Genomic DNA, 13,513 nt, shown 5'->3' on the forward strand with positions numbered 1-13,513 from the left:
TCACATCCAGCTGAGAAACGCACGAGATGTGAGAGCATCCCGGGAAGAGGCCGTTGACGGAACCAGAAGCAGAGAGTACAATGAGCAACAGAGAGGCATCCCGGGACTCTTCCCGGGATTTTGCAAGTGCAACTGTAGTGAGGATGAACCAGAAGATATATTTGGCATCCCAGCGGCTAAATGGCCTGAGACGCCCGTTGGGGATTGAAACGTACTGTACCGTTGGGGTTCACCTGTTTCTTTGGGAGGGCTAAATGGCCTGAGACGCCCGTTGGGGATTGAAACGATAATTTTATATAATTTTCAGAAAGTTTTTTTATAAGGCTAAATGGCCTGAGACGCCCGTTGGGGATTGAAACGAGTAGAGTTGACCAGCACCAATGTTATTCAATGGGGCGGCTAAATGGCCTGAGACGCCCGTTGGGGATTGAAACGCCCACGTAAAAAGCAGGATGGCTCATCATTTACAGCGGCTAAATGGCCTGAGACGCCCGTTGGGGATTGAAACGAGGAAAGGCGGGCTCGAAACGCAAGGGCAAGAGCAAGGCTAAATGGCCTGAGACGCCCGTTGGGGATTGAAACCATCTCTGCAAATTGCGGTGGCAAGGTCGGTTTGTCGGCTAAATGGCCTGAGACGCCCGTTGGGGATTGAAACTATTTCCCATCTGTGGCGTAGTCGGGATCTAATGCCCGGCTAAATGGCCTGGGACGCCCGTTGAAGGAAAGCAACAAACTCATAGGGGATTTAAGACATGGGAAACAACAAACGTTTCTACCTTGATCCAGATCGAGAGCAGATAAATAGTTTTTGGGAAAAAGCTTTCGAGTAACAAGAAAGAAGATTTAGACGCAAAGAAAAACCTTCTCTTGGTGTTTATATAATTATCTTTAGTGCATTGATTGCCGCCCTACTAAGTTCTTTTATCCCTCTCATCGTGGGTGGCATAATTGGATTACTTTTGATTATCCCGGTACTGCTTTGAAAATGACTAACTAGCCTGGGAAGCCTATTGGGAATTGAACCCCTTTATTGCCATACTATGGAATTCAAAATTCTTACCGTTTCTGTGAATTGTAGTAGTTCTATTCAGACTATCATGCAGGGGAAAGGAGAAAACCAATGGAAGACTACATTTATCAAGTTCTGAAGCAAGCAGAAGCAATAAAAGATGAGTTATATTGTACTAAGCCTTCCGAAAGCCAGTTTGGGAAGCTTGCCGGCGAGGTGTATAGGCTGCTTAATTACATCATTATTGACTCAGACGCTGATGATTTAGCATATACAGAACACATCAAAGGGAAGGTTGATGAACTCGCGGCAAGTGTATATAGTGATAAACAAGCTCGTCTTTTCATGGCGAAACACAATTATCAAAGTGCAGTAAATCACGCAAAACAGGGTTCAGGAAAATATGGGAGAAGCGCTGTTTTTTATGAAGACGAGTTAGCAGAGTTTCGGATTCATTGGCCAAATGCCTGACATAATTAGGGCCTAACCGCTTTGGCAATCTCATTTTTCAAACGACTTAGACTACTCACAAAAGTTGCCGAACAGCTTGATAGTGCTGTGAAAACTGTTAATGCCGCTCCACCTGTAAGATATAATCGTCCAGGTTGCCGTGTTCGACCAACCTGGATAAGAAAGTGTTCAATTTCCTGTTGCCCCACCTTTTGTCGCATGCTCATAATGACACTTCTTTCTTACCTCAGGCACTCAGTTGCACGAGCGCTTTCCTCAAATTATCAGACAATTCACGCTGATGGGCTTCCTCCTGCATGAGCAAATGATTGATCTGATTCTGCCAATCGTCAAGAAAATTGAGAGGAACAGCGTACCTCTCCTGCTGATACTCCTGGAGTGTTAGTAGTCCGGTTAATCCATAACCCACTGATGGCGGCGGCAAATGACGTTCTTCCCATAGAGCAGCAAAAGGTGCTTCGGGAAAAGAGGGGAGGCAACCAAGCGCAAATGCCAGACGGAAGAACCACCACTGCTGAAGATAGAGTGTAGCAAGTGTGACAACCGCGATATTTTCAGCAATTCCACCTTGACTGCGCTGAAGTGCTTCCACAACAGCAGGCGCAAGCTCTGGATGTAAGATGAACAGGGAAATACTCGCATTCTCGACGAGTGGATAGCCACACGCTGCCAGTCGCTGAATAAGGTCAACCGGGTCCACGTCCTCATGATCCTCATTCACCGCCGAACCATTTCCTATGAGATAGAAAATTCCTTGTGCGCGTAAAAACGTGATCAGCGCATCAACTTCATCCCAGTCAAATGTGCTATTCATCATCCCGTTATTCCTCTCACAGAACTTCTGATTGTATCTTTTGGGAGCATAGCATAATCAATGCGGTCTCGCAATGGGCCATTCATTGTTCATCTTCGTTTATTTTCCAGTCTTTCCTACAGATGAGGTGAAAAGAGCATATTTCCATGTTCTTCTCTGATACAGTGCGGTCAGGTTGCCTGGAACTGATGAGAACCTATCCCTGTTCCCCGTTCTCCAATGTCTTTACCATGCGCAGGTAGCGCCGTTGGTAGAGGATGGTGTGCCGGGTGACTACATAGTGCAGGTGCGTATACAGCTCCAATGCCTTCTGGTTCCCCTCGGCGACATTAAGCGCGATCCTGGAATAGTGATGCTGACCTGCCAGCTGCTCCGCTGTTTGCAGCAGGCGCGTGCCAATTCCCTTCCGACTCCAATTTTTGAATACAGCGAGCGCGTCAACATACCATTCATCGTCCTCCGCCTCGCGTTCGAGCCAGCTTCCAACGGCAGCATTCAGCCGTACCTCGTCTCGTCCCCCAAAGCTCAAAACCAGTCCGACCACCTCCGAGCCATGTTCAGCGAGTTGGACGTTTTGATAGCTGAAACGATCGCCTTCCTGCCGGAAGAAGTGCCGCAAACGCTCGCTCCACCCGCTCTCGTGTTCTGTGCCCAGAGGATAGGTGACCTGTGTATGTATGTATGCTGAGTAAAGCAAGACTGCCGCTACCTCAGCATCGACCGGCACGGCTGGTCTGATCTGTATCGAATCTCGCATCGCTTCTCATAGAGATGGTTACCATCGCTGTGTTTGATGGCAGGATGACCTGTACCTGGTCACTATACCACACCGCACCAGGCCGATGCCGGGAAATGCCGGAACCCAACCGGTACCTTACTCTAGTGGGACTTCAACGACCACGTCTTATTTGGGATATAAGGAGCTATCTCCTACTCGGCCCGCCGCTAAAGGCCTGCAAAATTGCCACTAATATGCACGCTCCAAGGAAGGCGATAATGACGGTGCCCCAAAAATGAAAGGTGCCCGTAATATTCAGCAGGCCTGCCAGAAAACCCCCGATTACAGCTCCGATTAGCCCGACGATGATGTTGCCGATGCAGCCGTAACCGCGACCGCGAATGACGGCGCTGGCGAGAAAGCCTGCGATCAGGCCGACAACAAGCCAGGTGAGCAGATCATTTATGGCGAAAGTGACGGTAGTGGCTAGAACTGTCATAGTATGCATCTCCTTTTGCTTCTTATTATTATTCTGTTTACTTTTTTGTTATTGAGCAAACGCTAGACGTACCATCATTAGTACGTAGAAGAAGCTCTGGAGTTGTGTGTACCTCGCTCACGCCAACCTGTTTCTTTTTGCCAAAAAATATGGGAGGGCGGCTCAACTTGTTTGAGCCGCCCTCCACGTTTTGCACGAATTGGGCATCCCCGCTATCCTGAGCAGGCATTCGTGCTTACCCCGCTACTTCTCCCTACCATCCATTATAGCGTGCGTCGTGGTCCATAACTGCCACTGATCAGGCGCAGGATAGCAATCAGGATACACGCGCCGATGAAGGCGACGATGATGCTCCCGATAAATCCGCCTGTTCCTATACCTATCAGGCTGAACAGCCAGCCACCGATGAACGCGCCGATGATGCCGACAATGATATCACCAATGATACCATAGCCGCCGCCGCGCATTACCAGGCTGGCAAGAAAACCTGCGATTAACCCTACTACTAACCACCAGATCACGGCACCAACACTAAGGTCTGCAAGAACCATCATTGTAAAATCCTCCTAACTATTCTCTAGTCGATACTTTCGCAAATGCTGATATCGAGCAACGATTATTTCTACTCGAAAATTGCCTAAGCAATCTTCACCAATCCTCCGAACTTTACGCATTTGCTGATAATACATTAACCTGATTGATTCCATAAGGCAAGTCAACAATAAAAACGTTAAGTAAGCTCCAAACTAGTGTTAATCTTTTTAAGTTTCTATCAATAGTGTAAATAGCGTTTAGCTCGCCTGCCCTCCTGTCCTTTTGTCCATTGTTCGCGCCGGGGCGATATGGTACTCTATCTACTACATACACGTTTGCAGTAAGCAGGAGTATTCATTATGTCCTTCGTGCCCGATTCCCCGGAGACAACGCCGGAGATAGTGGCGGCGGATACACGGGTATCACGAAAGCCTCGTTTTGGTTTATCGCTGTCGCGTTTGCCATTAAATGTCTATCTGTTGCTCCTTTTCACGTTGGGGAAAGGGTTCCAACTCAGCATAAGCGCGTTGACGCTCAATTACTATGTGCATAGCCTGGGCTACCGTCCCGACTTCATCGGCGTTTTCAATGCCATGCCCGCCCTGGGAGCGCTGGTCAGCGCCGTTCCCGTTGGGATGCTTTCAGATCGTATCGGACGCAAGCCGGTGCTGGTATTGACGGCCATCCTCACGCCGCTCTTTCTCGCCTTCTGCGGGCTGGTCGCCGCCCCTTTCTGGTTGCTGTTCTGTGCTTTTATGCAAGGCGTCGTCTCCACCGCCTACTGGGTGACGAATCTGCCGCTGTTGACCGAAAGCACGACCGAAAGGCAGCGCGTCGGTGTGTTTGCACTGAATAGCTTTCTCTTGCTTGGTGTTGGCGCTTTCGGCAACCTGCTAGGTGGCGGCTTGCCCGAATTTGTGGCCGGTTTGCTGCATGTTTCTGCTGCCAGTACGATCGCGCTGCGTTGGGGAGTGTTTGCTGCCGCGCTTTTTACCTTTGTCTTTGGCCTTCCCCTCTGGTTGTTGCGCGAACCAAAGCGAGCCAGGGCAAAAACAGCGAGCAACGTAACGGAGAAGGCGGTCTTAGAGGAAACCATGCGCACTGGCGAGCCGGTGGTTGAAACGGTGCTCCATAAAAAGCGAGAGCGACTGCCCATTGTGCTGTTCGCGAAATTACTGGTGCCTGACCTCCTTTTTACCATGGGCGAGGGCGCTGTTGTTGCGCTCATGCAGCTATTTTTCATCTTACGCTTCCACCTGTTACCAGGCCCCCTGGGTCTCATTTTCACCTTTTCGGGTCTGACCGGTGGCGTCTTCTCACTGACTGCGCCCCTGTTTGTCAAACGCTGGAGTAAATTACGCCTCATCACCTCTGTACAGTATCTCAGCGCGCCCTTGATGGTGCTGATAGGTTTTTCCCCCACGTTACCTGTAGCAATAGGTGGCGAGTACACGCGTTCACTTATGCGTACCTTGATAGAACCCGTCTATGCCGCTTTTGCTATGGAACAGGTCTCAGACCGCCACAGGGCGACGCTGTCAGGTTTCTATTCGGTCACCTGGAGCATTGGATATAGCATCGGGCCTTCTGCTGGTGGATGGTTGCAGTCCAATGTCAGTCTTTCCGCCTCCTTTGTCTTCGGAGCGTTCTGCCTTGTGCTGGCCGCCAGCCTGTTGCTCGTATTTTTTGGTAGCCAGCTGAGAAGCCCTCGTGCGATTGAAAATCAGGCTGTGAAAAAGGAATAAGGGGTAAGATGCAACAAATTGGTTCACCCTTTCGTCTTTTTAAAAGAAAGGCCTGTACTCATTTTTGCCTGTCGAAATGGGTGGGAGTCCCATTTTCACCGGGCCATAAGCCCTGCCTTAAACTGAACGCGGTCTGAACCACCGGGATGCGAAATTGTGAACTACTGCATAGCCTTCTTGTGAGTTGTGTCGTATACTAGCAAGAAGCATCGTATGTTTCTACTGCTATTGTCTTGCCTGATAGGGGCAAGAGAGCGATACCCTTGATGAACTAGAAGCCAGCTCAGGGTGCCAGAGAAGGTAAACCTGTGGCTATAGAGGAGCCTGTTGATGCGGTCCAGTGTAGTTGAGCCTCAAAACCCACGCGGCGTTGGGACTCGTAGTAGTAATGCGCCTCGATCAGATATACGTCCTCCCTATCCTCAGCAGCGCATGCCGAAGCCGCCCAGATATGAAACAAAATCGTCGATCATCCCGGTACCGGCTGAAGGCTGGCTGGCTATGCTATTACTGGCCGTATCCGTCTATTGCGTTGTCTTCTCGATTGTCGCCGCGAACTGGGTCAGTCACAGCTTCATACTCTTCTGGAGTACGGCCGCCGGACTGCTGCTGGGGCTGGTGGTGGCGAAAATTCACCGCTTTCCGCAGGCCATCCTGCACCTCGCGGCCTGTCTCGCGGGCCACTGGCTGTCCATCTGGCTGACGAGCGTCCTGGCCTATCATATTTCGTGGCTGCTATTACTCGAAAATTTACGCTCCGTGATCGGCGGGGGCTTCACATCCGCCGTCTCTCCCGGCAGCGCGATGGTCTTTCTCTTTTACCTCTCGTTCCTCTGCTTCTTCCTGGGCTATTTTGGGTCCTGGTTGATCTACCGCGCGCACCTGCCCTGGCTGGTGGCGCTGGTCTACTGCGCCATCATGCTCGTCAACCTCAACTATGTCAAGCAGGACCTCTCATTGCTGGTCATTGTCATGCTGGGGGCCTTGATACTGCTGATCGCGCGCATTCACCTCGTCAATCAATTGAACCAGTGGATGAATGATGGGCTGCATACCGATCGCACCTGGCTGCGGAACATCTCGCGCCGCTTCGTGCAGATTCCCGCGGTCTTTGCGTTGCTGGCGCTGCTCGCTGCCTCAATCCTGCCGGTCCTGGCCCAGCCTGCATCCGGCGTCTCTTTCTGGAACATGCTGGATAACGCCTGGACGAACATAACCAGTGGGCAATTCTCTCTCAGCGCGCCGGGTCAGTTATTTTCGCCCTACGAAGCCCCGGCCAACTTTTTTGGCGATACGCTTGCCATTACAGGCAACGTCAATTTGCCCAGCGGCGAGGTGCTTTACTATAGCAGCACGGCCCAGCAACAGTCGCAATACCTGGAAGGCTTCACCTACGATCACTTCGATGGGCATATCTGGACAAGCAGCATTCCCGGCCAGGCGCAGCTTTATCCCGCCAACAGTCCCTTACCATTTGATGATTCCGGCAATGGTACTCATCAGCAGGTCACCACCTCGGTAACAGTATTGCTTCCACCTGAAGGGACGAAGCATTATATCTTCGCGCCCGCCGATCCGCAGAGCTTTAACGTAGATACCATCGTTTATGACAATGGGTCTAACCTCACTACTGCCTGGACGCAGCGGGCGCCCCTGACCGCGGGCGAGCATTATACAGCGGTTTCTATGGTCTCAACGGCAGGAGCGACGGATTTATCGACCGTGCCATTGTACCAGGATAACCAGGATTTCTGGGCGAGCGATGGATACTTCCAACAACTCCAGAATTATTATTTGCAGACCCCCGCCGATCTTTCGCGGGCCGTCTTTCAGACGGCTCTAAATTGGACGCAGAGCGCGACAAATGAGTATGACGCGGCTCTGATGCTGGAACAACATCTGAACAATTCCTCGCAGTTCACGTACTCGGTCAGCAATCCCCCGGTTCCCAGTAACGTGGATGCCGTGGACTGGCTGTTGCAGACCCACCGTGGTTACTGCACCTACTATGCCACGGCGATGACTATTATGGCTCGCCTGCTGGGTATGCCCGCGCGCGTGGTCAATGGCTTTAGCCAGGGGCATTACGATTCCACCCGTAAAGCATGGGTAGTAGATGGCACTGATGCCCATAGCTGGGTGCAGGTCTATTTCCCCGGTTTCGGCTGGATCAACTTCGATCCAACGCCCGGTTTTTCGTTCAACGGGGCTGCCAATCCACAGCCGATCCCTTCGCCCGCGCCAACGCAGCACCGGCCTACGCCAACGCCCACGGTTACCGGTGGTTCTACTCCGGGCAAGCATCATACTCCCACACCGGCCTCTTCCGGTTCGGGAGGCAATTCCAGCGCTAAGCCGGAGACGCAGGGTCTCTTTTTGGGCTTCTCAATACTCATCCTGCTGGCATCGCTCTTCATGCTGCTGCTGGCAATAGCCAGGTACAGGCGCGTTACCGCTGCCGGCGTTACGACCATATCCAGCATATTCTGGCGCCTTTCGCGGCTTGCCAGTCTCGCGGGTATGCCGCCCCAGCCATGGCAGACGCCTTACGAATACACCCGTACCCTCAGCCGCCACTATCCGCAGGCCAGGACGCCCTTGCGCCGCCTCGCTGAACTCTTCGTACGCGAGCGCTGGGCCCCTGCTCACCAGGCGCCGCGGGCCGCGGAAGCTGAGGATATCGAGAAGCTCTGGCCCACTTTGCGCAACAGCCTGCTGCGATCCCTCTTCAGGCGACTGGCCAGGATTGGGAGAAAGTGACCCGCGTGAGGAAAGGCGAGCAAAACGTGCCGATTTTCATATACGGAGATTAGAAAGTCCAGCCTGCTCCTCGCCCTCATCATCCTGGTTTTGCCCCATACGGTACTTGATATCATAATTGATGATGAAGTCCAGTTCTTCACCGGTGAAGCCGTAGTGTTGCGCAAGAACGCGGTCTATTTCGTCGATGATGGGCTTGGAGTGCCTGGGATAAAACTCATCATAGATCACTCTCCCGGTAGCCTTATACTGTGCCTCTTTGCGTACCGCATGCCTCCTATAATCATCCATCAGTCTCTGGCAAATTGATGCGAGCACCTGCTTGTCGCATTCTCGCATGGAATCCAATCCCAGTGGGAAATGCTCTATTTCCCGCATCGTCAGATCGCGGCAGTTTGATAGGACAATAAACCACCAGTAAAACAGGCTGCTGTTCATCACCCCTGCCACTACATCGCTGTCTATCTTCTCAGATAGGAGCAGAGATTTTACATGTGAGGAGATTTGCTCACCGTCGCGCTCATTCCAAAAGTAAGGCGCAAAAGTCATAGCCCTGATCCAATAACGAGGAGCATTGTGGAAGAAAACAGGTGTTCCTGTATCTGAAAGCTGAGATAAGAGTTCTCTGAAAGTAGTTAATTTCTTCCAGATGTTCTTTTCGCTAGCAGTGTGAATCTTCGGTATCGAGTTATGAAAAGCTACACCCGTCACATCTTTGTATTCCAATGTAGTGAATAAGGCTGGTCGCGCCTCCTCCTGCCAGCGATGATATTGGGTAGAATAGAGTACCGCCGGACCAGCGCCAGGTTCACTCACAAAAATAGCAAGCCGCTGATCAACACCGGCAAAAAGCTTAGCAGGCCGGATACAATAGGTGGATATCCACATGCTTACGCAAGAATGAATGCACAAATCCATCAATGGCTCCATCCTGTCGGTGCAAAATGCCGAATGCGGTACGATCATTCCAAATCTGCTATGTCGATGTTGTAACTTCAGTGAACGCTCTACGGTATAAGCATAGAGATTCCCACAAGATGCAGTCATATACTGCTGAATAGTGTATAACCCTCGAACCTTGCCATACTCCACATATGGCGGATTCCCAATGATTACGTCGAAGCCGCCACGCTTCATAATGCCATAAAACTCAACCCACCAGTGGAAAGGCTGATCCTGGGCTTTCTGCTCCAGGCGATCATCAAAGATCACCTGGTTCTGGAAAGCCCTTTCTTCGCGGGTGCTGCCCTTGCCGGTGGTCTTGCCCTCGATAGCACGCTTTGTCTCTTCTTCCGAGGCAAAGCCCACCAGTGTATTGCCGGCGCGAATGTTGAAGCCGATGCCGGGCAGCGATTCGATGTCGTTGAACTGGCTGGCCTGGGAGACGAGCTTGAGGAAGAGGCGCAGCTTGCAGATTTCGGTGGCCTCTTCCATGATATCGACACCGTAGAGATTATTGATGATGATGGATTTGTAGATGAAATATGTGCGACTGGGATGGCTTGCAATCTCGCGCAGGATGGCGCGGAAATAGTCCAGCCGGGGATGCTGCTGGCGTTTGTTGGCGAGTAGAGCGGCATCGAGCAGGTCGCGCTCATCGATCATCTGCTGCATGCGCTCCAGGCAGGCTTCGTAAAGACGTTCCAGGATGTTGAGCGCGGCGAAGAGGAAGGCGCCGGAGCCACAGGTCGGGTCAAGCACGGTGACGCTGCGAATGCTCTCATAGAAGGCGCGCAGCAGGTCGGACTCCCCGCAATTGCTGATGGCATCCCCGGCGAAGGCGACGATATCCAGGTTGTATGTCACCAGGTCGTTGATCGAGGTGATCTCGCCCGCCGCCAGCTTCGCCCGCACCTCCTGGTAGCGATTGTGCCGGGCCACCACCTCGCGCCAGATTTCGCTGGGCAGGGCATATTCTTCCGGCGCTGTCCTGTTCCATTCGTCGCGCTGTGCCACATCATGCAAGCCGGCCTCGATTTTAGGGGGCAGCGGCAAATCACTGCCTTTTTTGACGGCCTCGTAGATGTAGCGGTCGGGGTCTGCGCGCAGCAGCGACCAGGCCGGCCCATCGGAGTTGAAGGCCACCGGGCACTGCTGCTGGGCGGCATCGAAGATATAGGGGATGATGGTATTCTTGCTGATGTACCTGGTAATGTCCTCTTTGGTGTAGTAGGCGCCCATCTGCTTCTGGTTGATGTCTTTCTCGAAGATGTAGCCCAGCACGTCGGGGTTGATGTCTTTCTCGTTGCGCAGTGGCCGGTCGTCCAGGCGCCAATCATAATCGTCGAAGAAGCTAAACAGTTTTTCAAATGCCTCGTCTGGAATGTTGAGGTCGGGATAGCTACGTTCGAGCGTGTGGATATCGAACAGGCCGCCGTTGAGATAGGGAATGTTGCCCAGCAGCACCTCGAGTTCGGGCGAGCGCTCGCGCTTGCTCAGCCCATCATGAAACAACGGGAGCAGGAAATAGCGATAGAAGCTATGGAACTGGTCTTCTCCACACTGCTGCTGCACCCATTTCAGGCGATTGGACAGGTAATGGGGATCGCCATCCAGCGCGCCCGGCGTTTTCGTATCGAGAAAGCCCTTGCGCTGGATGAAGTAGATGCACATCAGGCGATTGAGCATCAGCGAGGCGTACCACTCGCGATCTTCTTTTGAGGGAATGCCCTGGATAAATTTGAGGAAGGCGTCGCGTTCGAGCTTGAACCGGTCGTAGAAGCGCCGCGTGACGCGCTCGACATCAAGGACCCTCGCCGCGCGCTCAACCATCACTGCCGTGTGAACGCTTGTGCTGGTTGCCATCTACGTTTTTTCCGTCTACTCTCACCGCTTTTGTTCTGTCCTGCACCTGAGCTACTTCATGATTGAGGATGGCATGAGTATAGCAAAGTGGCGCGTAGAACTCAAGTAACATGCGTAGGCATGCATGGATGTATCAATCAACGTTACATCCATGCATGCCTTTCGTCTCATCTAATTGGAAGATATATTGCTATATATATCTTGCTTGCGTGTTGAAATGTAGCGGTTGGGCATCCATAAAGGTGCCAGAGGTGGGGAGCGATGGAAGAGGAGTGGGTGGCACAAGATCGTCCGCTTGTCGCGTGCGCATTTGGTTGGGGTCGAACCTTTCGCCTGTATCGCAATCGTCTCGATGTCGATGGTGAATCCTATGACTTAAAGGACCTCACACACGTCAACCTGGTGTATCATGGTTTTCTGGGCATTCAGTCGGCGCGGCTGGAATTGCGTTTTGCCCGCAAACGCCTCGTCCTGCGTGGCATTGCCGCCATTAATGAGGCCCGGGAAGCCGCCGACTACTTGAAAACATGGTATGAAGATAGCAGGCAGGTCACCGATTACAGCGCCGCGTCCTGTAGAGACAGCGCCTGGTGCCTGTCCCCCGCAATAGAAGCCCAGGCAACCGCGGGAACACCCTCTGCTGAATCATTTCCCGCGTTTCGCCCCGGGTCTGACATCGCATCGCACGATGATGTTTCCACAGCCGATTGGGAACACGAAAGGATTGCGGCACCAGCTCAACCTCCGGCAGACCGCCTTGAAATGATCAAAACAAATATAAGCCTGCCTGTTGTGCGCGTCCCTGTACGATTGCTGCCTGGCGAATATGCTCATTACAGCACCAGTGCCACTCTTTGTGGTGAGCGCGCCGGTCTAGAACAGGAGATTCGCAAGCACCCCGCCGGTTACTACCCGGAGCGAGACCATGGCATGCTCATACTCACGAACAGGCGCATGATCTATATCGGGCGTAACGATCAAATTGTGCTGGAGTATAACTCCCTATTGCACTTTTCGCGCCTGCGCACCGCCGTCGCATTTCAAGCCGATCATTGGCAAAAACGCGTCATCTTTACAGTGCCCCAACCCATCGAGTGCGCGCTGTACATGGAAGCAATATTGCACCGCTTGCAACAATCCGTGTCATATCACGAGCAACTTTTGTGATTGCTCTGTAATACGGGGGAAGAATAGGATAGGGTAGAAAAATGATAGATACGCTCATGGCTCTCTGGAATCTCATTTTCCGCAGGAATGTAGCCCACTACGCGCTGGCGCGTCCTCGTCGCTTCAAAGCGATACCGCTTGTGCTGGCTTTGCTCCTCATTTGCACCAGTATATCCCTACTTCTGGTTACGATTGGCGGCATATGGCCCTCCTTGCAACATTCAGGGAAAAACTCGCATGGCAATGGCAAAGCAGGCGCTCATCAAATAACCTTAAGTACCGCGACTCCTCAATCGACAATACCCGCGATAGCTACAGTTCCGGGGACAATAACGCCAATGATTACCAGCACGGTAACAACCTGTAGCGGCACTCCTACAATGACCGGTTCGCGTGGCATACCCGCAAGTCCGACGCCAACGCGTGGACAGGGTGGCAAGGGTAAGCAACCGGGCACGCCCACACCTGTACCCACACAACAGGGTTCGCAGCCCACCCCCCCCATCATCTCCGTGTCGCCGGTCGTGAATACCACGCCTCCATCAACACCTGTGCCCACGCCGACAGTGCCGCCCTCACCAACAGCCTCGCCCACTCCCAGCGTTACGCCGACCGGCACACCTACGTCCAGTCCGACTGTAACTCCTTCGCCTGGCGTCACGCCTTCTGTTACGGCCACGTCAACTCCAGGTGGCAGCCCGACAGTGACGCCAACCGGTAGTATCGAGGCTCCGGCCAGCGGAGGAGGTCCAGGTGCGGGCGCCGGGCAAAATGGTTACCCTGCCGCGGCAAATTGCCTGAACGATAGTCTGGGTATAGATGGCAATCAAGATATCCTATGGACTGTAGGGCAGTATATATGGATCATCCTGGGTTGTGCCATTCTGGGCGCGCTGGCAGTTTGTGGGAGCATCTATCGTTTACGACGGGGTAGGGACAGATAATGGCATGTAATTATTTCATCCGGCCCCAATTATCTTTTAATCCGTCT

10 protein-coding genes and 1 CRISPR repeat array are annotated in these 13,513 nt (G+C 52.6%); of the genes, 5 read left to right on the forward strand and 5 right to left on the reverse strand.

Annotated features, from left to right (window positions below):
• Positions 1–174 precede the first annotated feature (174 nt).
• Positions 175–729: direct repeats of the CRISPR family, unit length 37 nt; unit sequence GGCTAAATGGCCTGAGACGCCCGTTGGGGATTGAAAC.
• A gap of 391 nt (positions 730–1,120) precedes the next feature.
• On the forward strand, positions 1,121–1,480 hold the full coding sequence (locus VFA09_14125) for a hypothetical protein (GenBank protein HZU68409.1): 360 nt from the start codon (positions 1,121–1,123) through the stop codon (positions 1,478–1,480).
• 226 nt (positions 1,481–1,706) lie between these two features.
• Here VFA09_14125 and VFA09_14130 read toward each other — a convergent pair whose 3' ends face one another.
• The 4 genes from VFA09_14130 to VFA09_14145 all read right to left on the reverse strand — a co-directional run bounded on the left by VFA09_14130 (position 1,707) and on the right by VFA09_14145 (position 4,065).
• On the reverse strand, positions 1,707–2,297 hold the full coding sequence (locus tag VFA09_14130) for a hypothetical protein (protein ID HZU68410.1): 591 nt from the start codon (positions 2,295–2,297) through the stop codon (positions 1,707–1,709).
• Positions 2,298–2,490: 193 nt separating this feature from the next.
• Entirely contained in the window at positions 2,491–3,051 is a 561-nt protein-coding gene (locus VFA09_14135; GenBank protein HZU68411.1) for a GNAT family N-acetyltransferase, read from the reverse strand.
• A gap of 166 nt (positions 3,052–3,217) precedes the next feature.
• Entirely contained in the window at positions 3,218–3,511 is a 294-nt protein-coding gene (locus VFA09_14140; GenBank protein HZU68412.1) for a GlsB/YeaQ/YmgE family stress response membrane protein, read from the reverse strand.
• A 263-nt stretch (positions 3,512–3,774) separates the two neighbouring features.
• Positions 3,775–4,065: a GlsB/YeaQ/YmgE family stress response membrane protein gene (locus tag VFA09_14145; protein ID HZU68413.1), complete on the reverse strand. Its 291-nt coding sequence runs from the start codon at positions 4,063–4,065 to the stop codon at positions 3,775–3,777.
• Positions 4,066–4,404: 339 nt separating this feature from the next.
• Between VFA09_14145 and VFA09_14150 the strand changes: the two genes are divergently transcribed.
• Positions 4,405–5,790, forward strand: coding sequence for an MFS transporter (locus VFA09_14150; protein ID HZU68414.1), 1,386 nt, complete (start codon positions 4,405–4,407; stop codon positions 5,788–5,790).
• A 330-nt stretch (positions 5,791–6,120) separates the two neighbouring features.
• Positions 6,121–8,550 (forward strand): transglutaminaseTgpA domain-containing protein, encoded by a 2,430-nt coding sequence (locus VFA09_14155; protein HZU68415.1) that lies wholly within the window; start codon positions 6,121–6,123, stop codon positions 8,548–8,550.
• Between the two features lie 36 nt (positions 8,551–8,586).
• Here the strand turns inward: VFA09_14155 and VFA09_14160 are convergent, their stop codons facing one another.
• On the reverse strand, positions 8,587–11,355 hold the full coding sequence (locus VFA09_14160) for a DNA methyltransferase (protein ID HZU68416.1): 2,769 nt from the start codon (positions 11,353–11,355) through the stop codon (positions 8,587–8,589).
• A gap of 261 nt (positions 11,356–11,616) precedes the next feature.
• Between VFA09_14160 and VFA09_14165 the strand changes: the two genes are divergently transcribed.
• Entirely contained in the window at positions 11,617–12,522 is a 906-nt protein-coding gene (locus VFA09_14165; protein HZU68417.1) for a hypothetical protein, read from the forward strand.
• 41 nt (positions 12,523–12,563) lie between these two features.
• A complete protein-coding gene (locus tag VFA09_14170) occupies positions 12,564–13,466 on the forward strand; it encodes a hypothetical protein (protein HZU68418.1) in 903 nt (300 codons plus the stop codon).
• The last annotated feature ends 47 nt before the right edge of the window (positions 13,467–13,513 follow it).

It is taken from the genome of Ktedonobacteraceae bacterium, assembly GCA_035653615.1.
In the GTDB taxonomy this organism is placed as follows: domain Bacteria; phylum Chloroflexota; class Ktedonobacteria; order Ktedonobacterales; family Ktedonobacteraceae; genus DASRBN01.

What these genes read in the sequence shown, in the direction of transcription:
- VFA09_14135 (HZU68411.1), bottom strand. Translation starts at nt 3,051, where the DNA reads ATGCGAGATTCGATACAGATCAGACCAGCCGTGCCGGTCGATGCTGAG.
- VFA09_14155 (HZU68415.1), top strand. Translation starts at nt 6,121, where the DNA reads ATGCGGTCCAGTGTAGTTGAGCCTCAAAACCCACGCGGCGTTGGGACT.
- VFA09_14130 (HZU68410.1), bottom strand. Translation starts at nt 2,297, where the DNA reads ATGATGAATAGCACATTTGACTGGGATGAAGTTGATGCGCTGATCACG.
- VFA09_14165 (HZU68417.1), top strand. Translation starts at nt 11,617, where the DNA reads ATGGAAGAGGAGTGGGTGGCACAAGATCGTCCGCTTGTCGCGTGCGCA.
- VFA09_14150 (HZU68414.1), top strand. Translation starts at nt 4,405, where the DNA reads ATGTCCTTCGTGCCCGATTCCCCGGAGACAACGCCGGAGATAGTGGCG.
- VFA09_14160 (HZU68416.1), bottom strand. Translation starts at nt 11,355, where the DNA reads ATGGCAACCAGCACAAGCGTTCACACGGCAGTGATGGTTGAGCGCGCG.
- VFA09_14125 (HZU68409.1), top strand. Translation starts at nt 1,121, where the DNA reads ATGGAAGACTACATTTATCAAGTTCTGAAGCAAGCAGAAGCAATAAAA.
- VFA09_14145 (HZU68413.1), bottom strand. Translation starts at nt 4,065, where the DNA reads ATGATGGTTCTTGCAGACCTTAGTGTTGGTGCCGTGATCTGGTGGTTA.
- VFA09_14170 (HZU68418.1), top strand. Translation starts at nt 12,564, where the DNA reads ATGATAGATACGCTCATGGCTCTCTGGAATCTCATTTTCCGCAGGAAT.
- VFA09_14140 (HZU68412.1), bottom strand. Translation starts at nt 3,511, where the DNA reads ATGACAGTTCTAGCCACTACCGTCACTTTCGCCATAAATGATCTGCTC.